Genomic DNA, 26,133 nt, shown 5'->3' on the forward strand with positions numbered 1-26,133 from the left:
AAATACAAAGATTCAATGAAAAATATACTCGCATTATTGCTATTAACATTTACTCTGTTTTATGGATGTAATGATGAAAATGCTAAACGAATTGTTCCAAAATCTTCAGGAGGTAGCCTCAATGATATTACTGTTGTGGTTGATAATTTGCTATGGGAAAATAATGTAGGAGAAGTTATTAGAGATACACTGGCAGCCTCTGTAGAAGGTCTTTCAATTGATGAACCTCAATTTAGATTAAGACAAATGCCTCCTTCGGTATTTACGGGTTTTGCTACTAAGAACAGAACCGTTTTAAAAATTGAAAAAGGAAAGCCTGCAGGAACTTTATTTCTATCAGATGAGTTTGCTAAACCTCAAACAGTTGTTGTAATTTCAGGGAACACAAATACCGAAATTATAGATCAAATTAATACTAATTCTGCTAAAATTGTTGATGCTTTTAAAAAGGAAGAGTTAAAAGAAAAACAGCGCAGAATAAAAAAATCACTGTTCAACGATAAAGATATTCAAGAGCAATTAGGTTTGTCTTTGAAGTTTCCTACGGCTTACAGAATTGCAAAAAATGAGGATGACTTTTTCTGGTTGCGAAGAGATATTGAAACCGGAACTGTTGACATGATGTTGTACGAAGTGCCTTTGTCTTCAGTTAGAAAAGGAGATAGCACAGTCGTTGATGTCGTGCGCCTAAGAGATTCTGTAGGTAAAATTCATATTGAAGGCCCTTTAGAAGGGTCTTATATGGGAACAGAAAGTGCGTTTACACCATTCATCTCTGAAACCATTTTAGATAACAAACCGGCTTTTGAAACCAAAGGACTTTGGGATGTTAAAAATGCATACATGTCTGGACCTTTTATAAATTATGCTATTGAAGACAAGGTTAACAATAGAATGATAATTGTAGAAGGCTACGTCTTTGCGCCTTCAGTTAATAAACGAGATTATATGTTCGAATTAGAAGCCATTATAAAATCTATCAGCATTAAATAAAAAAAAGCCAACATTTTAAATGTTGGCTTTTTTGTTGCTTTATAAACCTTAGTCTTTTTTATCTGTAGTTGAAGGCTTGTCGTCTTCTTGTTTGCTGGCATCTTTAAATTCTTTAATACCACTGCCAAGACCTCTCATAAGTTCAGGGATTTTCTTCCCTCCAAACAATAATAATACCACAACAACGATTAAAACAATTTGCCATGCTCCAAAAGCCAAAAATATGCTAGATGCTATCATAATAATAAATTTTGAATTGCAAATTTAATAATTAAACTTAAGAATAAACGTTTTAATGCAAACTTTAAGATACTGCTTGTTCATGTCCTCTAAATTTTATTTAATTTTGTTACACAATGGCAAAAAAACAGAAAGAAAAAAGAATAGCTAGAAAACTGCTTCATAAGTACCGTTTGGTTGTTTTAAATGAGGATACGTTCGAAGAGCGCTTTGCTATCAAATTAACGCGATTAAATGTTTTTGTTATTGTATCAATCTCTACAATTTTACTCGTTGCTGGAACTATCTTTTTAATTGCATTTACATCGCTAAAAGAATATATTCCAGGTTATTCCTCAACCGCTTTAAAAAAGAAGGCAACAGAACTCAATTATAAAACCGATTCACTTTTACAGGTTATTGATTTAAATGAACAATATTATGCTTCAATCAAGCGAGTGTTAACTGGAGATGTGAGTACTGTTGAGTTTAACAGAGACTCTATAATAGATGCCGCAAGCATTGATGCCGAACAATTAAATCTTACACCAACAAAAGAGGATTCACTTTTACGCGAAGCAGTAGAAAAAGAGGATAAGTATAATATATTTGAGTCGGGTTTATCTAACACCAATTTTGTGCTTTTTCCCCCTGTTAACGGAACCATTTCTGAACCGTACAATATCAAAGAAAAACATTACGCTGTCGATCTTGTAGTTGCTATTGATACACCAGTAAAAGCAACTGCTGATGGTACTGTTATTTTTGCTGAATGGACAACACAAACTGGCTATGTGGCTATTATAGAACATAGTAACGATCTCATATCTGTTTATAAACACAATGCCTCACTTACCAAACAACAAGGAGATTTAGTAAAAGCAGGCGAAGTGATTGCTTTGGCTGGGAACTCAGGTGAATTAACCACTGGTCCTCATCTGCATTTTGAACTTTGGAATAAAGGCTATCCTGTTAATCCAACTAATTTTATCGACTTTAATTAATGCTATCTATAAAATCTTTACTCGCAGTACCTTTTGCTAAATCTGTTAGAAAGTCAGTGTTGAAATGGGTTAATAAGCCCATTGAAACGCAAGACAAAGTCTTTCAGCAATTGATAAAAGATGCGACTAAAACACAATTTGGAGTAGATCACAGATTTAATGAGATCACTTCACATGAGGATTTTGTAAAACACGTACCTATTCGAGATTACGAGGAATTAAAACCTTATGTTGAACGTGTTGTAGCTGGAGAGGAGAACATCCTTTGGAAAGGAAAACCTATTTACTTTGCAAAAACATCAGGTACTACGTCTGGAGCAAAATATATTCCTATTACGAAAGAAAGTATGCCAACTCATATTGAAGCCGCAAGAAATGCCATACTGATGTATATTGCCGAAACCAGAAACAGCAAATTTGTAGATGGAAAAATGATTTTCCTGCAAGGGAGTCCGGTTTTAAAGGAAGAAAACGGAATTCAATTAGGAAGATTATCAGGAATAGTTGCCCATTACGTACCTAAGTACCTTCAAAAAAATAGAATGCCTTCTTGGGAAACCAATTGCATTGAGGATTGGGAAACTAAAGTAGAAGCTATAGTTGACGAAACTTTACCCGAGAATATGACCGTAATTTCCGGAATTCCATCCTGGGTGCAAATGTATTTTGAAAAAATTCAGGAACGTACAGGACAGAAAGTCGGAGAGGTATTCAAAAACTTTAATCTGTTCATTTTTGGAGGTGTCAACTACGAGCCTTATCGTGCTAAATTTGAAAACCTTATCGGAAGGAAAGTGGACAGCATTGAGTTGTTTCCTGCAAGTGAAGGATTTTTCGCTTATCAGGATAAACAAGGAGAGAAAGGTATGTTGCTACAGCTAAATTCAGGTATTTTTTATGAATTCATTAAAGCTGATGAGTTTTTTAATGAAAGTCCAAATCGATTAACCATAAAAGATGTTGAAATTGGTATTAATTATGTGATGATTATTTCAACCAATGCAGGATTATGGGCTTATAACATTGGTGATACCATTCAGTTCACAAGTATTGCACCCTATCGTGTTATCGTTTCTGGTCGCATCAAACACTTTATTTCAGCATTTGGAGAACATGTGATTGGAAAAGAAGTTGAACAAGCACTTCAGGACGCAATAATAGATACAAACATCCAAGTTTCTGAATTTACAGTGGCACCTCAAATTAATCCAGACTCAGGTTTACCTTTTCACGAGTGGTTTATTGAGTTTGAAAACGCACCTGAGAACCTTTCCGCATTGGCAGAACAAATAGACAAATCCTTGCAACAGCAAAATAGTTACTATTTGGACTTAATAAAAGGTAAAGTACTTCAACCTTTAAAAATTAAAAGTGTCCAGAAAAATGGATTTCAGGATTATATGAAATCTATAGGAAAATTAGGAGGGCAAAATAAGCTTCCAAGACTTTCCAATGACCGAAAAATTGCAGACACTTTATACGCTTTAAAATTGACTAAATAATGTTATATTTGCTCGCTAAACATTGTATATGAGTAAGAAAAAACTTCATGCTAGAACGAGAGCTCAAGAGAGCTCAAATGCCATTGAAAGAATGTACATTACCATGAGGCATTTGTTTAATCGAGGATTTTACAAACCCATGGGAGTTTCTGGTGAAACCTTACGAGAAGCGCTTTTGCTTTTAAGACCAGAAATTTATGGTTCTATTTCAGAAGAGAAAGCTGAGTTAGAAGGATTATTATATGTAATCGATAGATTGCCAGAAGGCATTGAAGAATGTCGATTTATCAATCTCACAAGTGATGAGGGTTATGGAAATTCTCATTTCAAGGTTATTATACCACCAAAAAGGCGACGTAACTGTTATCGCATTGACGATGAGCAGATGAACATCGAAATTACAAGAGGCCGTTCAGAAATTTATGACATTTTAACCCACTTAACATTTCTATTTGTTGAGTCGCACAAAATCAGTAAAAGAGTTTTAATCGACGAACAGGGAACAACAACTCGTGACTGGATTAAATTGGAAAAAGCAGTGCTTTCAGAAGGTAAGCTTAGTCAAAAAGAACGAGAAATAGCAATTACACATACTGCTAACATATTAGGCAGAACTTTTAATGAGCTCACCGAAGCTCATAAACAATTCACGTCCAGTACAAAGCCAGATCGCTTATTACATATCATATACTGGCTTGGAAAATTAGCTATAGAAGAAGTTATAAATAACGATAAACGAACGGTTACTTTTAGTCCAGTTTTAAGAGAGCGTTTAGGGCATCATATTCATGGAGAAGTTTGGGCAGATAACATTAAGGAAGTCTTACATAAAAACGGTCTATTAAAGCGACCAATACATGTTATAAGTGCTAATATGCACAGTGTAATGAATTCTGTTTTTGCACCGATGGCATTGAAGAGTTTAACGGCTAAAAAGAGTATTTTTGAGGTTTATGAAGCCTTGAGTCAAAAAGATAATCAGGCCTTACGCAATAAAGTCACCAAAGAAGCGTTGCAGAAAGGAATGATTTATATTGAAGATACCTCAGGAACTAATATTGATGTCCAGATATTTGATACCGACAAAATTGATTTTTCTAAAACAGATATTGAGGTTGGAAAAGATTTTGACAAAAGCGAAAAGCCAGTTATTTTCGTCATGGATTACGCTTTTGGAGAACAGGCTTATGAGACCATAGATGAGTTATTCAAGCCCGTTAAGGCTAATGGAGAAAAGGTTCATCTTAATGTCGAATCGGTTTCAATAATGGGTAAAGCCGGTATTTTAGAAGGAGGTAAAGGTGATATTATGATACCTTCAGCACATATTTTTGAAGGAACAGCAGATAATTATCCGTTCAAAAATGAATTATCTAAATCAGATCTTGAAGGTCAAGGTGTAAATGTATATGAAGGATCAATGATAACCGTTTTGGGAACATCACTTCAAAATAAAGAAATCTTAAAGTTCTTTTTCAATTCAACATGGAATGTAATTGGACTTGAGATGGAAGGAGCTCATTACCAAAAAGCAATTCAGGCAGCTTCAAAAGTTAGAGGAAGTATCAATCCAAATGTAAAAGTAAGATACGCTTATTACGCTAGTGATAATCCGTTAGAAACCGGAAGCACATTAGCTTCTGGAGGGTTAGGAACTTCAGGTGTAAAACCCACGTATTTAATAACAAGAAAGATATTACAACAAATATTTAATTAAAATTCTCAAAAAATGAGCGAAAACACACATGATAAAAAAAAGAAGGCCAAGACTCATAAATCGGAAGAGATAGATTTGGTTGTTTTTTTTAATTTAATAGGGAATTTCTTTTTAAAAATCATCGACTTCTTTAAATCGATTTTTCAATCTATTATTTCATTTTTCGTATTCATTTTAAGAGCTTTTATTAATAATTTAAAAATTATATCTATTGTTGTGCTTGTCTCTGCAGCCATAGGTTATGGTTTAGAAAAAATAAAACCTAATATTTATGTGTCTTCAATGTTTGTAAAACCATATTTTGATTCTAAATATCAATTGGTTAATAACATTAAATACTTTAATGGCTTATTAGAAAATGGAGAATACCAAGCATTTTCGGAAATATTTGATATTGAAGAAGAGGAAGCAAGAAAAGTTTTATCATTTGATATTGGTATAGGTCCAGAAAGTGAAAATGACAAAGTAAAAGAATATGACGAATATTTAAAGTCTCTTGATAGTGTACGAGCACAAGAAATATCTTATTCTGATTTTATTGAAAACAGAAATATTTTTTCATCAAATTTCTTCGAAATCTCAGTAGAATCGATGAAAAAAGATATTTTTAAAAAATTAGAGAATGGTCTTAATTCGTCCTTTGAGAACACATATTCTGAAAAGAAAATGAAAAAAAGAGACTCGTTAATATACATTCAGAAACAAAATATATTAGCCTCTATTGGGTCTGTAGATTCTTTACAGAAAGTATACATTAGGGTCTTAGAAGAAGAATCAAAATCTAAAAGTCAAAAAATTGGTATTGGAGAAGGGTTTACAATCGAACCTGCTGAAAGTAAAACTAGAGAGTTTGAACTTCTAAATAAGGAATTAGACCTTAGAAAACAATTAAGAGTTTTAGACGAACAAAAAGTTGAAGAAGATGTGTTTTTTGATACTGTTTCAGGTTTTCAAGAAATAGGAAGTATCTCTAAAAACATATATCAAAGATATTCAGTCATATTTCCTTTGCTTTCATTTTTGGTTTTATGCCTAATTTATATTGCAAAACAAACAACAAGATTTGTTAATAATTATGAGCATTAAAAAAAAAGTTTTAATAACTGGAGGTGCGGGTTTTATTGGCTCCCACGTTGTGAGACTATTTGTTAAAAAGTATCCAAATTATCATATATTTAATTTAGATGCTCTAACCTATGCTGGAAATCTTGAAAATTTAACCGATATAGAGAAAGCTCCTAATTATACTTTTATAAAGGGAGATATAACAGACGAAAATTTCATAGAAAAAATTTTCGAATCCCATAAGTTTGATAGTGTTATTCATCTAGCTGCTGAATCTCACGTAGATAGATCTATCAAAGATCCATTGGCATTTGTTAAGACCAATGTTATCGGAACTATGATTCTACTCAACGCCTTCAAACGATGTTGGTCTGAAAACTTCAAAGATAAACTTTTTTATCATATTAGTACCGACGAAGTTTATGGTACCTTAGGAGATACTGGGCTGTTTACCGAAAGCACATCGTATGACCCAAACTCTCCTTATTCTGCTTCAAAAGCTAGTTCTGATCATTTTGTACGGGCTTATGGAGAAACCTATAACTTGCCTTATGTAATTTCTAATTGTTCAAATAATTATGGACAAAATCAATTTCCTGAGAAATTGATTCCGTTGTTTATAAATAACATCATTCACAACAAGCCTTTGCCAGTTTACGGAGACGGTAACTATACAAGAGATTGGTTGTATGTTAAAGATCATGCTATAGCTATAGACTTGATTTTTCATAATGGTAAAGAAAGTGAAACCTACAATATTGGAGGATTTAATGAATGGAAAAATATAGACTTGGTAAAGCTATTGTGTACACAAATGGACACTAAGCTTAATCGTAAAAAGGGAAGCTCAGAAAAATTAATAACATTTGTGAAAGATAGACCTGGACATGATTTAAGGTATGCTATAGATGCCTCTAAGATTAATAAGGAATTAGGATGGAAACCCTCTGTTACTTTTGAGGAAGGTTTGGAAAAAACAATTGAATGGTACTTAAATAATGAAGACTGGTTAAATAGTGTAACCAGTGGATCTTATAAATTGTATTATCAAAATCAATACAGTTAGAAATGAAAGGAATTATTTTAGCAGGAGGATCAGGAACAAGACTTCATCCATTAACATTGACTATCAGTAAGCAATTAATGCCTGTTTATGACAAGCCAATGATTTACTATCCGCTTTCAACATTAATCTACGCTGGAATAAATGAGATATTAATTATTTCGACTCCAAAAGACTTACCCTTGTTTAAAGAATTACTCGGAGATGGAAAAAAATTAGGGTGTAAATTTGAATATGCAGAGCAAAGTGCTCCAAATGGTTTAGCCGAGGCTTTTATTATTGGAGCTGATTTTATTGGAAACGATAAAGTTGCTCTCATTTTAGGCGATAATATTTTTTACGGCTCTGGCTTATCTAAGCTTTTACAGGCTAATAATGACCCTGATGGAGGTATTATTTATGCATATAGAGTTCATGATCCCGAACGCTATGGTGTGGTTGAGTTTGACGAGAAAGGACAAGTGATGTCTATCGAAGAAAAACCGAAAAAGCCAAAATCTAATTTTGCAGTACCAGGTATTTATTTCTATGATAATTCAGTTGTTGATATAGCAAAAAACATTACACCTAGTCATCGTGGAGAACTTGAAATAACCGACGTTAATAAAGCATATTTAAACCGTAACAAACTACATGTTAGTATACTAGACAGGGGAACAGCATGGCTAGATACAGGAACTTTTCAATCTTTAATGCAGGCATCACAGTTTGTTGAGGTTATTGAAGAACGCCAAGGACTAAAAATAGGATCTATAGAAGCCGCAGCTTTTGAAATGGGCTTCATTTCAGAATCAGATTTTAAAAACTTAGCTCGTCCACTTATGAAAAGTGGATATGGAAAAAATTTATTAGCATTACTTAAAGGCAAATAATGAAGGTAACAGAAACAAAACTAGAAGGATGCTTCATTCTTGAGCCTAAAGTTTTTGAAGATAAAAGGGGTTATTTTTTTGAAAGCTTTAATCAAAATGGTTTTAACAAACTTGTTTCTAAGACGTCTGTCTTTGTTCAAGATAACGAGTCTTATTCTACAAAAGGAGTACTTAGAGGATTACATTATCAAATAGGAGAGCATGCTCAAGCAAAATTAGTTCGTGTTGTTCAAGGCTCAGTTTTGGACGTTGCGGTTGATTTGAGAAAGAATTCTAAAACCTTCGGAGAGCACATTTCGGTAGAATTATCAAATGATAACAAAAAGCAATTATTTGTTCCAAGAGGTTTTGCTCATGGATTTATTGTGTTAAGTGATACTGCAATTTTTTCCTATAAATGTGACAATTATTACCATAAGGAATCTGAGGAAGGCATCCTCTACAATGATCCAACACTAAATATTGACTGGCAGTTACATAGTAACGAATTCATTGTTTCAGAAAAAGATATGCTATTACCTAATTTTGAAGACGCAAAATTATGGTAAAGGTCTTAGTCACAGGAGGAGATGGACAGTTAGGTCATTGCTTAAGAGCCATAACAGAAAGGTTTGAAAACATTCAATTCTTATTTACAAATAAAACAGAACTTGATATAACTCAAAAGACTAATATCGATGATTTTTTTACACTTAATAATTTTGATTGGTGTATAAATTGTGCAGCATATACTGCAGTAGATAAAGCAGAAAGTGAAATAGAATCCTCTAAAAAAATTAACGTTACTGGCGTTAAAAATTTGGCTGAAGCGTGTCTTAAACATGACATAAAAATAATCCATATATCAACGGATTTTGTATTTGATGGTACACAAAATAGAGCTTATAAAGAAGATGTGCTCACTAATCCTTTAGGAGTTTATGGTAACACAAAACTTGGAGGAGAAAATGAGTTGAAAAAAATATGTTCAAAGCATTTCATTATTAGAACCTCATGGCTATATTCTGAATTTAATCAGAATTTTATGAAAACAATGCTTCGTTTGGCAAAAGATAAAGAGGAATTAAATATTGTTTCTGATCAAATTGGGTCACCAACGTATGCTAGAGATTTAGCAGAAGTTATTATGCTTATTATTAATCGGGATAGTTCAGATTACGGCCTTTATCACTACAGTAATGAAGGTGTGGCTAGCTGGTATGATTTTGCTAAAGCTATATTTGATTTAAACAGCAATACTGTTAAAGTGATTCCTGTTCCCACAGAGTCATATCCAACGCCATCAAAAAGACCACATTTTAGTGTATTAGATAAAACTAAAATTAAAACCACGTTTAATATAGAAGTTCCGTATTGGAGAGATAGTTTAAAATATGCTTTGTCTAATTTAGAATTAGTTAAAATATAGATGCAGAAACGAACTAGTACAGCAAATGTGTATGCAAATTCAGTTCAATTAAATAATAGACTAAGCCTCGCTAGTAATTGTTTAATTTCTGTTCAAAAACATTACATTTGCAAATCAATACAAGCCACAAATTTAATTGGCAATACTTAATCATTTAAGATTTTAAATAATAATAAAATGCAAAAAAAGGTAGCATTAATTACAGGAGTAACAGGACAAGATGGCGCATATTTAAGTGAGTTTCTTTTAAAAAAAGGATACGAAGTTCACGGAGTTAAAAGACGATCATCATTATTTAATACAGACCGAATTGATCACTTATATCAAGATCCTCACGAAGAAAATCGAAACTTCTTTCTTCATTATGGAGACTTAACAGACAGTACTAATTTAATTAGACTTATTCAGGAAATTAAGCCTGATGAAATTTATAATTTAGCAGCAATGAGTCATGTTCATGTCTCATTTGAAACTCCTGAATATACAGCAAATGCAGATGGCATAGGTACTTTAAGAATTTTGGAAGCCATAAGAATCCTGGGCTTAGAAAAAACGACAAGAATATACCAAGCCTCAACTTCTGAACTTTACGGAAAAGTACAAGAAGTACCTCAAACAGAAACAACGCCGTTTTACCCAAGAAGCCCTTATGCGGTTGCAAAAATGTACGCATACTGGATAACAGTTAATTATAGAGAAGCTTACGGTATTTATGCTTGTAACGGAATTTTATTTAATCATGAATCTCCGATACGTGGAGAAACTTTTGTAACTCGTAAAATAACAAGAGCCACATCAAAAATAGCCTTAGGCTTACAAGATAAAATCTATCTAGGAAACCTTAATTCTAAAAGAGATTGGGGACATGCAAAAGATTATATTCGAATGATGTGGATGATTCTTCAGGCTGATGAAGCAGAAGATTGGGTTATTGCTACTGGAAAAACAACTACAGTTCGTGACTTTGTAAAGATGTGTTTCAATCATATTGGAGTAGAATTAGAGTTTAAAGGCGAAGGATCTGATGAGAAAGGATACGTAAAATCATGTAGTAATACTGAATATAATTTAGAAATCGGCAAAGAAGTTATTGCTGTTGACGAAAAGTATTACAGACCGACTGAAGTTGACTTACTGGTTGGTGATGCAACTAAGGCGAAAGAAAAACTAGGTTGGATTCCTAAATATGATTTACCAGCTCTTGTTGAAGATATGATGTCGAGTGACTTAAATCTTATGAAAAAGCAGCAATACCTTAAAGATGGTGGATATAGAATCAAAAATTACTTCGAGTAGAATATCTTATGCGAAAGGAATCTAAAATTTACGTTGCAGGACACAGAGGCTTGGTTGGAAGCGCATTATTGGAGAACCTAAAAAATAAAGGATACCAAAACATAGTCACAAGAACTCACAAAGAATTAGATCTTACAAATCAACTTGAAGTTGCTACTTTTTTTGAAACTGAAAAACCAGAATATGTGTTTTTAGCAGCTGCAAAAGTTGGAGGAATTGTAGCTAATAATGTTTACAGAGGAGAGTTTATCTACGATAATATGATGATTCAAAACAATGTGATTCATCAAAGTTATGTGAACCATGTAAAAAAGCTATTGTTTTTAGGAAGCACTTGTATATATCCAAAAAATGCAACGCAACCCATGAAAGAGAGCGAACTGCTTACGGATACTTTAGAATACACCAATGAGCCTTATGCCATAGCGAAAATTGCTGGTATTAAGATGTGTGAAAGTTACAATTTGCAATACAATACAAACTTCATATCAGTAATGCCTACAAATTTGTATGGACCTAATGATAATTTTGATTTAGAAAAATCTCATGTGCTTCCTGCATTAATCAGAAAAATACATCTGGCTAAATTATTAAACGAGAACAATGATGACGAGGTGTTAACAGACACTGGTTTTTCATCTATAGAAGAAGCAAAAAACTATTTATCGTCTTTTGGAGTTTCTAAAAATCAAGTTGAAATTTGGGGAACAGGTAAGCCAAGACGAGAGTTTTTATGGTCTAAAGACATGGCTGATGCTTGTGTTTTTATTATGGAAAACAGAGATTTTAAGGATACATATTCTGAAGGTCAAAAAGAAATCCGTAACACACACATCAATATTGGAACTGGAGAAGATATCTCTATTGCTGAGTTAGCTGAAACGATAAAAAACATTATAGGATTTAAAGGTGATCTGGTTTACAATACAGAGAAACCTGATGGGACACTCAGAAAGTTGACAGATGTATCAAAATTGAATGCCTTAGGATGGAAACATAAAATGTCATTGGAAGATGGAATAAAGAATATGTATGCGTGGTATAGAACTAAATAAAAATTTAAAAACAGCTATAGAAGCCTCTTTAAAAGCTGGAGAGGTGATTATGCAGGTTTACGACACTGCTTTTGATGTGGAAATTAAAGATGATAAATCACCTTTAACCGAAGCAGATAAAAAAGCAAATGATATTATTAATTCATTTCTGAAGCCGACACCAATTCCAATTATTAGTGAAGAGAATAAACAATTAGATTATTCTATTAGAAAGGAATGGAAAAGCTGTTGGATTGTAGATCCTGTGGATGGTACAAAAGAATTTATCAAGCGAAATGGCGAATTTACCGTCAATATCGCATTGGTACAAGATGGAAAACCAGAATTAGGAGTTATTTACGTTCCAGCTTCTAAAACACTATACTTCGCTGATGTTTTAAATCAGCAAGCCTATAAAACAGAATTAAATTCTCATGACACAGCAATTGAAGACGTATTAAGTAATGCAAAAAAATTGCTTGTAAAAGACAGAACTAATACAATACAAGTTGTAGGAAGTAGGTCGCATATGAGTCAGGAAACATTAGATTTTGTCGAAGGCTTAAAGGCCTCTGGAAATGAAGTTGAAATCGTTTCTAAAGGAAGTTCATTAAAGTTTTGTCTTGTTGCTGAAGGTAATGCAGATATTTATCCGAGATTTGCACCAACTATGGAATGGGATACTGCAGCTGGTCAGGCTATTTGTAATGCTGTTGGAGTTGAGGTCATTTCCGAAGCGACTAAAAAACCACTTTTATACAATAAAGAAAACCTACTCAACCCTTGGTTTATTGTAAGTAAATAATGAAAGATCAATCCCATAAGAGGCATATCGCAAAAACGATTACATGGAGAATAGTTGGGACTATAGATACCATAATCCTCTCATGGATCATTTCAGGAAACCCTGTAACCGGATTGAAAATTGGATTAGCAGAAGTTATAACAAAAATGCTGCTCTACTATTTACATGAAAGAGCATGGTTCAAAATTAATTTATCAAAAGACGGAGAATTGCTTGAGAGCAGAAAACGCCACTTAGCCAAAACATTTACATGGAGGCTTATAGGAACTATTGACACTATGATTCTGGCCTGGGCAATTTCTGGAAACCCGTTAACTGGTTTAAAAATTGGATTTGCTGAAGTCGTAACGAAAATGTTATTATATTATCTGCACGAGAGAGCTTGGTATAAAGTAAATTACGGACTATCGGATAGAAAAAAATTAAGTAATGGCAAAACACATCATACCTCATAGCTATAAAATTTCTAAAGAAGATAGATTAGAAGCTAACAAACACAACGCTTTTTTATTGTGGTTTACAGGATTATCAGGTTCTGGTAAATCAACTATTGCCAATGTTGTTGAACAGAAATTATTTGAAAAAGGAATAAACACCTATACGCTTGATGGTGACAATATTAGAAAAGGCATAAATAACGACTTATCATTTTCGCCAGAAGACAGAACAGAAAACATAAGACGTATTGCTGAAGTTTCAAATTTAATGGTAGAAGCTGGTCTGGTGGTTTTAGCCGCATTTGTTTCGCCATATAAAAAAGACAGAGAGAATATTAGAACTATCGTTAAAGATGTTAACTTTGTCGAAGTTTATATCAATGCAAGTGTTGAAGAATGTGAGCGTAGAGATGTAAAAGGACTTTATAAGAAAGCAAGAGCAGGTGAGATAAAGAACATGACTGGAATATCTGCACCTTATGAAGCACCTGAAAATCCAGATATTGAGATAAACACAGAAACGGAATCGATTGAAGACGCTGCAAAACGAATAGTAGATTATATAACACCAAAATTGTCAAGGCAATAATGAGTAAATATTATTTAAATTATTTAGACGAATTAGAGAGCGAAGCTATTTTCATATTACGTGAAGTTTGGGCTCAATTTGATAACCCTGTAATTCTGTTTTCAGGAGGAAAAGATTCAATTCTTGTAACACATTTAGCAAAAAAAGCATTTTATCCTGCTAAAATTCCGTTTCCTTTAATGCACGTAGATACAGGTCATAATTTCCCTGAAACCATTCAGTTTAGAGACGATATTATAAAAGATCTAGGAGTTGAACTTATTGTAGGTTCTGTTCAAGAGTCTATTGATGAAGGACGTGTTGCTGAAGAAAGAGGGAAAAACGCAACCAGAAATGCACTTCAAATTACAACTCTACTTGATGCTATTGAATCTAATAAAATAGATTGCGCAATTGGAGGAGGTCGTCGTGATGAAGAAAAAGCAAGAGCTAAAGAGCGTTTCTTTTCACACAGAGATGATTTTGGACAATGGGACCCTAAAAACCAAAGACCTGAACTCTGGAATATATTTAACGGAAGACATTTTGAAGGCGAACACTTTAGAGCATTTCCAATAAGTAACTGGACAGAAATGGATGTATGGAATTACATCAAACGTGAAAATATAGCCATTCCATCCTTATACTTCGCTCATGAACGTGAAGTGGTTTGGAGACAAGACTCTTGGATACCAAATTCTGAGTTCTTAGTTCTTGAAGACCACGAAGAAATCGTCACTAAAAAAATACGCTTTAGAACACTTGGTGATATAACCATTACAGGAGGAATTGAATCTGATGCAGATACTTTAGAGAAAATTGCAGAGGAAGTTTCTGGAATGCGTCAGACTGAAAGGGGAAACCGAAGTGATGACAAGCGCTCTGAGTCTGCCATGGAAGATCGAAAGCGTCAAGGTTATTTTTAAAGATTAAACTTATACCAATGTTAGATAACAATCAATTATTACGTTTTACTACAGCGGGAAGTGTAGATGATGGAAAAAGTACCTTAATAGGTCGTTTGCTATACGATTCAAAATCTATATTTGAAGATCAATTAGAGGCTATTGAAAATACAAGTAAAAAGAAAGGTCATGAAGGCGTTGACTTGGCTTTATTTACAGATGGTCTGAGAGACGAAAGAGAGCAAGGAATTACCATTGATGTAGCTTACAGATACTTTACAACACCAAAACGTAAATTTATCATTGCTGATACGCCTGGACATATTCAATACACCAGAAATATGGTAACAGGAGCATCAACAGCTAATGCCGCTATTATTTTAGTTGATGCACGCCATGGTGTTATTGAACAAACTAGACGACATTCATTTATTGCTTCATTATTACAAATACCACATGTTATCGTTTGTGTAAATAAAATGGATTTGGTTGATTTTTCTGAAGAAGCTTACAACAAAGTCATTAATCAGTTTGAAGAATTTTCTTCTAAAATGCTCGTAAGAGATGTACGTTTTATTCCTATCAGTGCTTTATTAGGTGATAATGTTGTGAATCGCTCTGAAAATATGGATTGGTACCAAGGAGCTCCTTTATTACATACCTTAGAAACCATGCACATTAGTAGTGATATTAATAAAGTTGATGCACGTTTCCCTGTTCAAACAGTCTTAAGACCACAGAATGATACACATAGAGATTACAGAGGTTACGCAGGAAGAGTTGCAAGTGGCATTCTAAGAGTTGGTGATGAGGTTACTGTAATGCCATCAGGATTTACATCTGTAATAAAAAGTATAGATACTTTAGATAAATCATTAAATGAAGCTTACGCACCAATGTCGGTTTCGATAACTTTAGAAGACGATATTGATATCAGTAGAGGCGATATGATTGTAAGGTCTAACAATAAACCAGAAGCTCTTCAAGATATTGAAGTTATGTTATGCTGGTTGCATAATGATAGCGCAAAACCAAGAGCAAAATATAGTATTAGGCACACCTCTAATGAGCAAAAGGCCATGATTAAAGAGGTGGTTTATAAGATAAATATTGAAACTTTAGATCGAAATACTGAAAACAAAGATCTAAGAATGAACGATATTGCAAAAGTTAAAATAAGAACTACGAAACCCTTGATGATTGATTCTTATAGAGATAATAAGACCACAGGAAGTATTATTTTAATTGATGACGCAACAAATGAGACTGTTGCAGCAGGAATGATTAAATATTAATAATTTAATTATGAGAAATTATTTATTAGTTTTCTTTTTAGTAGCATCTGTTTTTGCTTGTAAAGAGGAGAAACAAGTAGAAATTAAAAGCACTCAGGAAAAACAACTGGTCAAAAGCAAAGAAGCCTTATCATTTATGCTAGAGGCTATAATTGAAAATAGCGGGACATTCACATTATTTTATCTGGAAGAAGGACAAGAACAAATTACTTTAAAAAATTCAAAATCCACTGAGGTCAAGGGTTCTGCAGAGCCTCAAGTAATATCATTTACAATAAGAGATGAAATTATTCCCGATAAGTTGTTTTTAAGATTTGTAAATGATGAAAAACAACAAACAATTACTGTTAAAACCACATCACTATTTTATGGTAAAAAATCTATAGTTATTCAAGATAGCTTGTTTTACCAATATTTTATGCCTAATAAATTTGTTGATTATGATGTCAACAATTTTAAGGCTACAACTAAGGAAATCGATGGAGAATATCTACCAAGATTTAGCTCAAGAGATGTACTTCTTCAAAAAATGCTCTTAGAGTTTTAGTTTACAATAAACAGTAATGTGTTACTTCTTTTTAAAATTGCTATAACATGTAATTTGCCAAAAGATTAGTAATACTCAAATAACCAATAATGGCAAAAGCTAGAGACGAAAACTTTATAGAGTTAATTAAAGGCAGCTCTATTTCGCTTGTCTTAAAAGTTGTAGGCATGCTTTTTGGTTACGTTATAATGCTCTTTATAACCAAATATTATGGCGCTGAAGAATGGGGAATCTATTCGCTATGCTTAACTGTTTTAAGTGTCGCACTTTTGCTGCCCAGATTTGGTTTTGATAGCTCTTTGGTGAGAATTATTGCAGAACTGAATAATGAGAATAAACAATCCAATATTTATGGGGTTTTGTTTAAATCTATAATGATTTCAATAGCTTTATCTTTAACTGTTATTGTTATAGTCACCTTGTTTTCAGAACTATTAGCCACTAAAGTTATAAAGCAGCAAGAGATGGTTTATTATTTTAAAATAATAAATATAGCCGTTATTCCTATGGCTTTGCTAACCATAATTAGTGCAGTATTTCAAGCTTTAAAAAAAACAACGCTTTTTATGTTGTTTCAAACGACATTAATCAATGTGGTATTTTTTATTTTTTTACTTATTTATAAATCCTTAGAAATTGATCTTAAAACGTTTAACTTATATGTAATTTCTGTTGTTGTTGTTCTATTAATTTCTTTTTTGTTTTTGTTCAAAACTTTTAAATCACTTAATAAGAATTCGACAAAAAGTGAGAAAAAAACAGACTACTCATATACTAAAATTTGTAAAGTATCTTTCCCAATGATGATGTCGAGTTCATTTGCATTACTCATGGGTTGGTCAGATATTTTTATGTTGTCTTATTACAAAACCGCAACAGATATTGGTATCTATAATTCTACATTAAAACTGGCTGCTTTGTCTAGTATTACTCTAATGGCAGTAAACGCCATTGCAACACCTAAATTTGTTGAGTTCTATACGAGTAAGAATATGTTAGGATTAGAAGAAATTGTAAAAAAATCTACCAAAATGATTTTCTTAACATCTTTACCAATTCTTTTAGTTCTAATTATTTTTTCAAAACCCATACTCGGATTTTTTGGTGATGAATTTAGATTGGGTTACTTGGCATTGATATATTTGTGCATTTCAAGATTTGTAAATGCTATCTCGGGATCTGTAGGGTATATAATGCAGATGACTGATCAACAAAAAGTATTTCAAAACATCCTTATAATAGCCTTTGTAATCAATTTGCTATTAAATTATTTGTTAATACCTAAATACAGTTATGATGGAGCGGCCATTGCAAGTAGTTTATCTATGATTTTTTGGAATATAGCTTTGGTGCTTATCATTAAAGCAAAATTAGGATTTTGGACTTTTTATAATCCTTTTACAAAATAACTTTTAATAATCTTGCGACTTCCAGCTATCTAATTTTTTATTTAAGAGAACTTCTAATTTTTTAATGTCATCCTTAAAAACATTGTTTAGATATAATTTAGCGTCGTCCCGTATTTCAGGTCTTTCACCTTCTTTGTAAAAAACGTTTTTATTAAAAAATGCTTTGAGTTTGTGAGGCGCAATATTTCTAATAAAACCTAACTTGGTTTTATATTGTAAAACATATTTAGATAAACCATTTTTAGGAGCACTATACTTATTGTGTATCTCATCAATATTAATGTTTTGACATGAGTCAATTTCCAAAAATTTAAAAACGTCGAGTAAGCCTTGTTCCAAATCATTAAAAAACTCCTCATAAATAATAACTTTTATATGTTCTTTTTTAAATGTGTCAAAATAGGTTTTAACTTGGTTGTGATACATACCTAATTCTTTGTAAAGAAAAACTTTACCATTTCCCCATACCTTTGGTTGGGTGGTTTCATCTCTTTTAACAGCTTTAAAAAAATCGGTTTCGGTTTCAGTGCCGCTTTTTAAATTCATCAAATAATGAGAAAAAGTCCTCATGACTGGATTCCTCAATATGATAAGAATTTTTGCATTGGGAAAATCTGAATATATTCGCTTAGAAGCCTCTATATCCCACAGGTAGGATGGACTAGAATCACCTACTATTTTAAATTTATTTGATGTATTGTAAAGTGAAAAATAGACTGCTTGATCATTTATAATTTTATTATGGTAAAACACGCCTTCTTTTGGCTTATTGTAAACCAAAGGATCTTCAGATTCAATATTTGAATAATAATTAGGTTCTTTTACTTTTGGGAAAAACACCTCTGGATGCTGATTTAAATAATTATATAAAGATGTCGTTCCAGATTTGGCAGCACCAACAATAAATAAATTAATATTTGGTTTTTTCATGTAAAGCGTAATTTAACCCAACAAAACATTAATGAAATAACGCTTTGTTTCAGACTGTAAAGATATTTATTTATAATGCAAATATCAGAATAATAGTAATCAAATTAATATCTTTGGCGCAATAGTAATTGGTATAAATTGCTATTGTTTAGAAATGGAATATCAATGAAACTCTCTATAATAACAGCAACATTTAATAGTGAGAAAACACTTGCTGCAACAATTAACTCAATCTTGAAACAAACCCAAGTTAATATTGAGTATATTGTTGTAGATGGAGCTTCAACAGATCAAACAATTGATATTATTAAAAGTTTTGAAGAAGTGTTTAAATCCAAAGGGATCACTTTCAAATGGATTTCAGAAAAAGATAATGGCATTTATGACGCTTGGAACAAGGGCTTACAATTATCAACAGGCGAATGGATTTCATTTTTAGGCTCTGACGATATCTATGTTGACAATGCTCTAAAGTCTTATAGTGAGTTTATATCTCAACAGGAAAAAGAGATTGATTTAGTATATTCTAATGTTAATATTATTAATGACAATGGCGATGTATTAAGAAAAATTAACGGGAAATGGTCTTGGAAAGTTTTTAGAAGGAAAATGAATATTGCTCATGTTGGCTCATTTCATAATATGAAGTATTTTGAAAAATATGGAAAATTTAATACAGATTATAAAATTGCAGGAGATTATGAATTACTGTTAAGAGCCAGAAAAACATTAAGAACAGCAAAGCTAGATTTGGTAACAGTTATGATGGGTTATGGAGGTATAAGTAATAATCAAATATTTAAGGTGTTTAGTGAATCAATAAGAGCAAAGCACGAAACAGGTAGAGTACATATCCTTTTGTGTTATGTAGATTTCTTAAAAGAATACTTAATCTATATGATTAAAAAGATTCTGTATTAATCTCTTTATGAGGCAAGCAAAACATGAGTAAAAAAACAATTCTATTTATACACCAGTCTTCAGAATTATACGGTTCGGATAAAACATTATTCTATTTAGCAAAATGCATTAATGAAAACCCTCAATTTAATGCTATAGTAGTTCTTCCTCATGATGGTCCACTGAAAAAATTATTAGAAGAAAACGCTATTAAAGTCTTAACAACACCAATAGTAAAAGTATCTCGTAGTATGTTTAATTTTAAAAATATACTTTTACTGCCTTTTACAATTGTATCATCGGTTTGGAAATTAAGAAAATCTCTTAAAAACGTTAAAATAGATATTATACATTCTAATACTGTTGCGGTATTAGTTGGAGCTTTTTACTCTAAAACTTATAATATTAAGCATATTTGGCATATTCATGAAATTATTGAAAAACCAAAGCCTGTGAAGTTGGCTTACCCTGTGTTGATGCATTATTTTTCAAACAAGGTTGTTTATAATTCTGAAGCCACAAAGAGTTTTTATAATAATGAGAATAAAAAACTCATAAAAAAATCAAACACAATTTTAAATGGATTAGATAGAGATCAGCAAATCACACCGTTACATGTTAAAATGAGTATTAAAAAAGAACGCTTTAAGGCTAATGAGAATGATATTATTATTGGATTAGTTGGAAGAATAAATAAGCGAAAAGGTCATAATTTATTGCTGAACTCTTTTGAGAATCTATTAACTAAGTATGATAATATTAAGCTAGTTTTTGTTGGATCTGCTCCTCCTGGTCAAGATTTTATTGTTGATGATTTACAAAATCTAATAGCTGAAAAAAACTTAAAAAGTAAATGTATAATATTACCGTTTCAAACCAATATTTGGAGAATTTATGACAGCATGGATATTGTTGTAGTTCCCTCTACTGAGCCAGAATCTTTTGGACTCGTTGCACTTGAAGCGATGTTATCAAGCAAAGCTGTTATAGCTTCTAATCATGGTGGAATTAGAGAAATTGTAAGACATAATAAAACAGGGTTTCTTTTTGAACCAGGCAACATGAATGAGCTAATGGCGTTTTTAGAAGTATTAATTACTGACAAAGCAAAGTGCATTGAGTTTGGGCAAGAGGGAGAAAAAAGAGCCAAGGAAAAGTTTTCGCTTTATGGCTATATGGAAGAATTTACTAAATTATACTCAGGTATTTGAAAACAATAGATTCTAACGGATGAAAATTAAAACCCAAAAACTATTTAAGGCTTCATTTTATATATTGCTTTTTCTTAGTTTATTTATTAAATCTATTGAATTAAATCTACTTGCAGGGTTTTTAATATTCTTTTTTATTTCATCATTTACGTCAAATAAATATTCAACGACATTAATAAATGTAATAACTCCTCTTCTTTTAATCCTGTTGATTTCTTTTGCCTCTGGCCTGTTTTATGATGCGAAACTTTACGACGTCATTAAAGACTTTAGTTTTTTTCTTAAACCCATTTTATTTATTGTTTTAGGGTTTTTATTGATTTCTAGAATTACGGACAAGAATTTTATCTTTAGAGCCTTAATTTATACGGCAGTAATATCTGCTACGATTCATTTAGTAGAATTACTAATATTTACCATAAATCATCCGTTTTCAGTAAACAGAATTAGAGGAGATCTTGGTCGAGATAATTTTATAGAACTTTTTGCCTTAGTCTTACTTTTTGTAAAATCAACAAGAGTTTTCTATTCTGAAGCAATATTAAAACGAATAAATATATTTAAATTCATCCTTCTGGTGTCTTTTGTTTTTTACTTTTCGAGAACAATGGTTATCTCATTTTTTATTGTCATCATTGCTTTAAATGGTTACGCCAAAATTTCTAGTCGTGGTTTAATTTACATTACAATATTCAATTTATTAACCATTGCTTTATTTACATCGCTTCAATTTGCGGATTTGAAAAGAGAAAGTAAGGGAGTTGAAGGATTTTTCTACAAAATTAAAATGGCACCTTCTGAGATTTTTTCTCCAGATATTGATATTAACACCAAAAACCACAGGAGTCTTTGGGATCATTGGAGAGCATACGAAGCCTTAAAGGCCATTGAAGGAATAAGTGACACAAAATATAAACTAGGCTGGCTTTTTGGAAAAGGACTCGGAGCACAAGTTGATTTGGGTTTTGAGGCACCTTTAGACGGTAAAAAATTTCAATACATTCCTATCATCCATAATGGTTATGTTTATGTAATATTTAAGTCTGGAATTATCGGACTTATAATTTATTTGGTATTTTTATTAATTACCTACATGCAATCCTATAAACAAGGAAATTACCATGTAAGTGTCATAAATAATTTTATTTCTGGTATTGCATTGTTTTTTATGCTAACATCATTAATTATTACAGGAATTTACAATTCAAGTGACATTATAGTGTTTATTCTTGGAGGTTTATTCGCATTACAATTCTATTATTCTAACCAGCATCAAACGAATGAAGATAGGCATATTAGGAACTAGAGGTATACCCAATTATCATGGAGGTTTTGAGCAATTTGCTGAATTCTTTTCGGTTTATCTAACACAAAACAATCACGAGGTTTATGTGTATAATTCCAGTAAACACCCTTATCAAAATAAGGTGTTTAAAGGAGTTAATATTATTCACTGTAAAGACCCAGAAGACAGAGTAGGAACTGCTGGACAATTCATTTATGATTTGAATTGTATTCTAGATGCGAGAAAGCAAAATTTTGATATTTTATTGCAATTAGGATATACCAGTAGTACAATTTGGCATAAATTTTTACCAAAAAATGCTACTATTATAACGAATATGGATGGTCTTGAATGGAAACGTTCAAAATATTCTAAGAAAGTACAAAGGTTTTTAAAATATGCTGAAAAGTTGGGTGTGAAATCAAGTGATTATTTAATTTCAGACTCCATTGGTATTCAAAATTATCTGAAAAAAGAGTATGGTGTAGATTCAGAATATATAGCTTATGGTGCAGAACTTTTCAATACTCCAAATATTGATTTAATTAAGGAATATCATCTTGAACCTTATAAATATAACATGCTAATTGCTCGTTTAGAGCCAGAAAACAACATTGAAACTATTTTAGACGGTGTCGCATTAGCAAAGGAAAAGTCAACGTTTTTAGTGGTAGGGAAACACGATGTTAATTCATTTGGAGCATACTTAAAGAAAAAATTTAAAGACACGACGAACATTAAGTTTATTGGTGGGATCTATAACTTAGAGCACCTTAATAACTTGAGGTATTTTTCTAATTTGTATTTTCATGGTCATTCTGTCGGCGGAACCAATCCTTCATTATTAGAAGCGATGTCTTCAAAAGCTTTAATAGTTGCTAATAATAATGAATTTAATAAATCAATATTACAGGATAATGCCTTTTATTTTGAAAGTCCTGAAGACGTAAAATTTCATTTAGAAGAAACACATAAAAAGGAGCATAGTATAAAAATCGAAAATTGTTACAATCAAATTGATAAAAAATTTAGTTGGAATATTATTAATAAAAAGTATTTAGACTTCTTTTATGAGTGTAAGAGATAAAATAACACACACGATTAACCATAGAGACTTTTTATCGTATTTAATTGTCTTAGTATTATCTACTTTACTAATTGGCTATGCACCAAGTAGTATATCACTTGGAATATTTGTGTTCTTTGCTTTTAGACATGCCATTATTAATAAAGTAAAGTTTAGGTTTGAAATTATGATTCTGTTACCTATTACACTTTATATTTTATGCTGTGTGTCCTATTTTTGGTCTGTAGATCAACAAATTACGTTAAAAGGAATAGGCAGGTTAGTTGCCCTTGTAGTCGTTCCTTTAGCGTTTAGTTGCATTCCAAAATTTTCTATTAGATCAGTTCGTTTAATTTTTAATTGGTTTTCAATTTCTAATGTCTTATTAGGTGTTTTTTTTATTATTGTTGCTCTTTTAAAGTACTTAAAAACAGGTCAGCTATCTGTTTTTACCTATCATAATCTAGTTGAAATTTTAGACCTAAACGCCATATATGTGTCTGTGTTTTACTCCCTGAGCTTTCTCTTTCTATTAACTAAGAAAAAGAAAAAGCAACGAGACTTTTTGAGCCTGGCTTTTTTAGGGATACTAATTTTTTTACTCTCCTCTAAGATGATAATTATCTCATTTATCTTATGCAATTTGATTTATATTCTCTTTTATAAAGGAATACAAACTTTAAAAAGCCCCAAAACTATTGCTTTAATTGTGTTATCGATTGGTATTGCTACCATTGCATCAAAACAAGTGATTGAAAGGTTTTTAGTAGAATCAACTACTAGTTTTGAGGAGGTGTTTAATAAAGAAAAATTTAATAAAGTGTATCCTTGGACAGGAACATCCATTAGAATTTTACAATTAAGAAATTTAAAAGGACAACTTGAAGAAGATGATATTTTCTGGAAAGGATTTGGTTTGTTTGCATCTAGAGAAAACCTAAGAGAACGACACATAGCGTTCAACACCTATTATGGATATCATGGTTATAATTATCATAACATGTATGCTCAAATATTATCTGAATTAGGCATATTTGGATTGTCGATTTTACTATTAATTTTAGTTCTTGGAATGATTAAAGCTATTAACACTAAATATTTCATATATTTTGCATTTTATTTACTTATGACTATGACGTTTTTAACCGAATCTTTCTTATGGGTTCAACGAGGCTTATTTCTATTTATAATAGTACATTGTATGTTCAGTAGAACTGAATTTACTGTTTTAAATAAACCAAATACAATTAACTAGTATTATTTTATACTTTTGCTCAACAATTTAGATAAAAAATGAAAATATCAGTAATAGGAACAGGATACGTTGGATTAGTAACAGGAACTTGTTTGGCAGAAACAGGTAATGAAGTCTTGTGTATTGACATAGATGCTAAAAAAGTAAAACAAATGCAAGATGGGAAAGTTCCTATCTATGAGCCACATTTAGACGTATTATTCGAGAGAAATATAGAGGCTAACAGACTCAAATTTTCAACCTCTTTAGCAGAAGGCTTAGAGCATGGTGAAATTATATTTTTAGCATTACCAACACCTGAAGGAGGCGATGGGTCTGCAGATTTGTCTTTTGTTTTAGGCGTAGCCAAAGAAATAGGCAATCAGTTAAATGAATATAAAGTAATCGTTGATAAAAGTACTGTTCCTGTTGGAACCTCAGACAAAGTAAAAGCGACAATAGCTAATGAAACGGATGTGGAATTTGACGTGGTCTCCAATCCCGAATTTTTACGTGAAGGATTTGCAGTAGACGACTTTCTAAAACCAGAACGAATTGTTATTGGGTCAAGTTCGGAACGAGCAACAAATCTCATGAAGAAACTATATAAACCTTTTGTGAGATCTGGAAATCCAATTTTAATAATGGATGAACGTTCAGCAGAATTAACCAAATATGCCGCCAATTCCTTTCTGGCAGCAAAGATTACTTTCATGAATGAAATTGCTAATTTTTGCGAAAAAGTTGGAGCAGATGTTGACATGGTAAGAATTGGTATGGGAACAGATTCCAGAATAGGAAAACGTTTCTTGTTTCCTGGAATAGGATACGGTGGATCATGTTTTCCAAAAGATGTGAAAGCTTTACATAAATCAGGACAAGAACATCATCACGATTTCGAGATTTTAAGTTCAGTTATTAAAGTTAATAGTAAGCAAAAAACAATTCTAATTCCTAAAATATTATCTAAATATAATAATGAAATAGAAGGGAAAACTTTTGCAATTTGGGGATTAGCATTCAAACCTGAAACAGATGACATTAGAGAAGCTCCTGCCTTATATATGATCGATGAATTATTAAAACATGGTGCTAAAGTAAATGTATTTGATCCAGAAGCGATGCCCAATGTAAAAAGAAAATACGGCGATCAATTGCAATATGCAGATAATATGTACGATACTGTTACTGGCGTTGATGCATTGATTATTTGTACCGAATGGAGTATATTTAGAACACCTAATTTCACAAAATTAAAGGCTAGTATGAATGCGCCTATGATTTTTGATGGTCGCAACCTTTATGATATCAGCGATGTTGAAAACGAGGGATTTAATTATGTTTCAATAGGACGAAAAAGTATATAAG

At 32.0% G+C, this 26,133-nt stretch carries 26 protein-coding genes; 24 read left to right on the plus strand and 2 right to left on the minus strand.

Annotated elements, in window-relative coordinates:
- The first annotated feature begins 15 nt into the window (after positions 1-15).
- Entirely contained in the window at positions 16-993 is a 978-nt protein-coding gene (locus TD18_RS11985) for a DUF4837 family protein (protein ID WP_040252855.1), read from the plus strand.
- Between the two features lie 48 nt (positions 994-1,041).
- Here TD18_RS11985 and tatA read toward each other — a convergent pair whose 3' ends face one another.
- Positions 1,042-1,233, minus strand: a complete 192-nt coding sequence (tatA, locus tag TD18_RS11990) for a twin-arginine translocase TatA/TatE family subunit (protein WP_040252857.1) — start codon at positions 1,231-1,233, stop codon at positions 1,042-1,044.
- 116 nt (positions 1,234-1,349) lie between these two features.
- Between tatA and TD18_RS11995 the strand changes: the two genes are divergently transcribed.
- From TD18_RS11995 to TD18_RS12075, 17 genes are all read left to right on the plus strand, one after another.
- A complete protein-coding gene (locus TD18_RS11995; protein ID WP_040252859.1) occupies positions 1,350-2,216 on the plus strand; it encodes a M23 family metallopeptidase in 867 nt (288 codons plus the stop codon).
- Positions 2,216-3,718, plus strand: a complete 1,503-nt coding sequence (locus TD18_RS12000) for a GH3 auxin-responsive promoter family protein (RefSeq protein ID WP_040252861.1) — start codon at positions 2,216-2,218, stop codon at positions 3,716-3,718. The genes TD18_RS11995 and TD18_RS12000 overlap by 1 nt, the downstream gene beginning before the upstream one ends.
- Before the next feature lie 28 nt (positions 3,719-3,746).
- Complete coding sequence (locus tag TD18_RS12005; protein WP_040252864.1) at positions 3,747-5,435, plus strand: DUF6909 family protein; 1,689 nt, start codon at positions 3,747-3,749, stop codon at positions 5,433-5,435.
- A gap of 12 nt (positions 5,436-5,447) precedes the next feature.
- Positions 5,448-6,521, plus strand: coding sequence for a hypothetical protein (locus TD18_RS12010; protein ID WP_040252867.1), 1,074 nt, complete (start codon positions 5,448-5,450; stop codon positions 6,519-6,521).
- Positions 6,511-7,566, plus strand: a complete 1,056-nt coding sequence (gene rfbB / locus TD18_RS12015; RefSeq protein ID WP_040253049.1) for a dTDP-glucose 4,6-dehydratase — start codon at positions 6,511-6,513, stop codon at positions 7,564-7,566. The genes TD18_RS12010 and rfbB overlap by 11 nt, the downstream gene beginning before the upstream one ends.
- Before the next feature lie 2 nt (positions 7,567-7,568).
- Positions 7,569-8,435 carry a glucose-1-phosphate thymidylyltransferase RfbA gene (gene rfbA, locus TD18_RS12020; protein ID WP_040252869.1) on the plus strand — a complete coding sequence of 289 codons (867 nt, stop codon included), beginning with the start codon at positions 7,569-7,571 and terminating at the stop codon, positions 8,433-8,435.
- On the plus strand, positions 8,435-8,983 hold the full coding sequence (rfbC, locus tag TD18_RS12025; RefSeq protein ID WP_040252871.1) for a dTDP-4-dehydrorhamnose 3,5-epimerase: 549 nt from the start codon (positions 8,435-8,437) through the stop codon (positions 8,981-8,983). The genes rfbA and rfbC overlap by 1 nt, the downstream gene beginning before the upstream one ends.
- On the plus strand, positions 8,977-9,843 hold the full coding sequence (gene rfbD / locus TD18_RS12030; RefSeq protein ID WP_040252873.1) for a dTDP-4-dehydrorhamnose reductase: 867 nt from the start codon (positions 8,977-8,979) through the stop codon (positions 9,841-9,843). The genes rfbC and rfbD overlap by 7 nt, the downstream gene beginning before the upstream one ends.
- A 177-nt stretch (positions 9,844-10,020) precedes the next feature.
- Positions 10,021-11,139 carry a GDP-mannose 4,6-dehydratase gene (gene gmd / locus TD18_RS12035; RefSeq protein WP_040252875.1) on the plus strand — a complete coding sequence of 373 codons (1,119 nt, stop codon included), beginning with the start codon at positions 10,021-10,023 and terminating at the stop codon, positions 11,137-11,139.
- 8 nt (positions 11,140-11,147) lie between these two features.
- Entirely contained in the window at positions 11,148-12,194 is a 1,047-nt protein-coding gene (locus tag TD18_RS12040) for a GDP-L-fucose synthase family protein (protein ID WP_040252877.1), read from the plus strand.
- Positions 12,172-12,978: a 3'(2'),5'-bisphosphate nucleotidase CysQ gene (cysQ, locus tag TD18_RS12045; protein ID WP_040252880.1), complete on the plus strand. Its 807-nt coding sequence runs from the start codon at positions 12,172-12,174 to the stop codon at positions 12,976-12,978. The genes TD18_RS12040 and cysQ overlap by 23 nt, the downstream gene beginning before the upstream one ends.
- Positions 12,978-13,433 carry a DUF2061 domain-containing protein gene (locus tag TD18_RS12050; protein ID WP_040252882.1) on the plus strand — a complete coding sequence of 152 codons (456 nt, stop codon included), beginning with the start codon at positions 12,978-12,980 and terminating at the stop codon, positions 13,431-13,433. Before cysQ ends, TD18_RS12050 begins: the two co-directional genes overlap by 1 nt.
- Positions 13,408-14,004, plus strand: a complete 597-nt coding sequence (gene cysC / locus TD18_RS12055) for an adenylyl-sulfate kinase (protein ID WP_040252883.1) — start codon at positions 13,408-13,410, stop codon at positions 14,002-14,004. The genes TD18_RS12050 and cysC overlap by 26 nt, the downstream gene beginning before the upstream one ends.
- Positions 14,004-14,909, plus strand: coding sequence for a sulfate adenylyltransferase subunit CysD (cysD, locus tag TD18_RS12060; RefSeq protein WP_040252885.1), 906 nt, complete (start codon positions 14,004-14,006; stop codon positions 14,907-14,909). The genes cysC and cysD overlap by 1 nt, the downstream gene beginning before the upstream one ends.
- 17 nt (positions 14,910-14,926) lie before the next feature.
- Positions 14,927-16,183 (plus strand): sulfate adenylyltransferase subunit 1, encoded by a 1,257-nt coding sequence (locus TD18_RS12065; RefSeq protein WP_040252888.1) that lies wholly within the window; start codon positions 14,927-14,929, stop codon positions 16,181-16,183.
- A 10-nt stretch (positions 16,184-16,193) separates the two neighbouring features.
- Complete coding sequence (locus TD18_RS12070; protein WP_040252891.1) at positions 16,194-16,730, plus strand: hypothetical protein; 537 nt, start codon at positions 16,194-16,196, stop codon at positions 16,728-16,730.
- 89 nt (positions 16,731-16,819) lie between these two features.
- Complete coding sequence (locus tag TD18_RS12075; RefSeq protein WP_040252893.1) at positions 16,820-18,139, plus strand: flippase; 1,320 nt, start codon at positions 16,820-16,822, stop codon at positions 18,137-18,139.
- Positions 18,140-18,142: 3 nt separating this feature from the next.
- On the opposite strand, the gene TD18_RS12080 is transcribed toward TD18_RS12075, so the two are convergent.
- Positions 18,143-19,069: a sulfotransferase family protein gene (locus tag TD18_RS12080; protein ID WP_040252895.1), complete on the minus strand. Its 927-nt coding sequence runs from the start codon at positions 19,067-19,069 to the stop codon at positions 18,143-18,145.
- Between the two features lie 165 nt (positions 19,070-19,234).
- On the opposite strand from TD18_RS12080, the gene TD18_RS12085 reads away from it, so the two are divergent.
- From TD18_RS12085 to TD18_RS12110, 6 genes are all read left to right on the plus strand, one after another.
- Positions 19,235-19,990 (plus strand): glycosyltransferase family 2 protein, encoded by a 756-nt coding sequence (locus TD18_RS12085; protein WP_052461156.1) that lies wholly within the window; start codon positions 19,235-19,237, stop codon positions 19,988-19,990.
- A gap of 23 nt (positions 19,991-20,013) precedes the next feature.
- On the plus strand, positions 20,014-21,180 hold the full coding sequence (locus tag TD18_RS12090) for a glycosyltransferase family 4 protein (protein ID WP_040252898.1): 1,167 nt from the start codon (positions 20,014-20,016) through the stop codon (positions 21,178-21,180).
- A gap of 208 nt (positions 21,181-21,388) precedes the next feature.
- A complete protein-coding gene (locus TD18_RS12095) occupies positions 21,389-22,486 on the plus strand; it encodes a hypothetical protein (protein WP_152611369.1) in 1,098 nt (365 codons plus the stop codon).
- Complete coding sequence (locus TD18_RS12100; RefSeq protein ID WP_040252903.1) at positions 22,461-23,552, plus strand: DUF1972 domain-containing protein; 1,092 nt, start codon at positions 22,461-22,463, stop codon at positions 23,550-23,552. Before TD18_RS12095 ends, TD18_RS12100 begins: the two co-directional genes overlap by 26 nt.
- On the plus strand, positions 23,536-24,786 hold the full coding sequence (locus TD18_RS12105; RefSeq protein WP_040252905.1) for a hypothetical protein: 1,251 nt from the start codon (positions 23,536-23,538) through the stop codon (positions 24,784-24,786). Before TD18_RS12100 ends, TD18_RS12105 begins: the two co-directional genes overlap by 17 nt.
- A 38-nt stretch (positions 24,787-24,824) precedes the next feature.
- On the plus strand, positions 24,825-26,132 hold the full coding sequence (locus tag TD18_RS12110) for a UDP-glucose dehydrogenase family protein (protein WP_040252909.1): 1,308 nt from the start codon (positions 24,825-24,827) through the stop codon (positions 26,130-26,132).
- Position 26,133: the final 1 nt, after the last annotated feature.

Origin of the sequence: Psychroserpens mesophilus (assembly GCF_000826645.1) — a bacterium.
Lineage (GTDB): Bacteria > Bacteroidota > Bacteroidia > Flavobacteriales > Flavobacteriaceae > Psychroserpens > Psychroserpens mesophilus.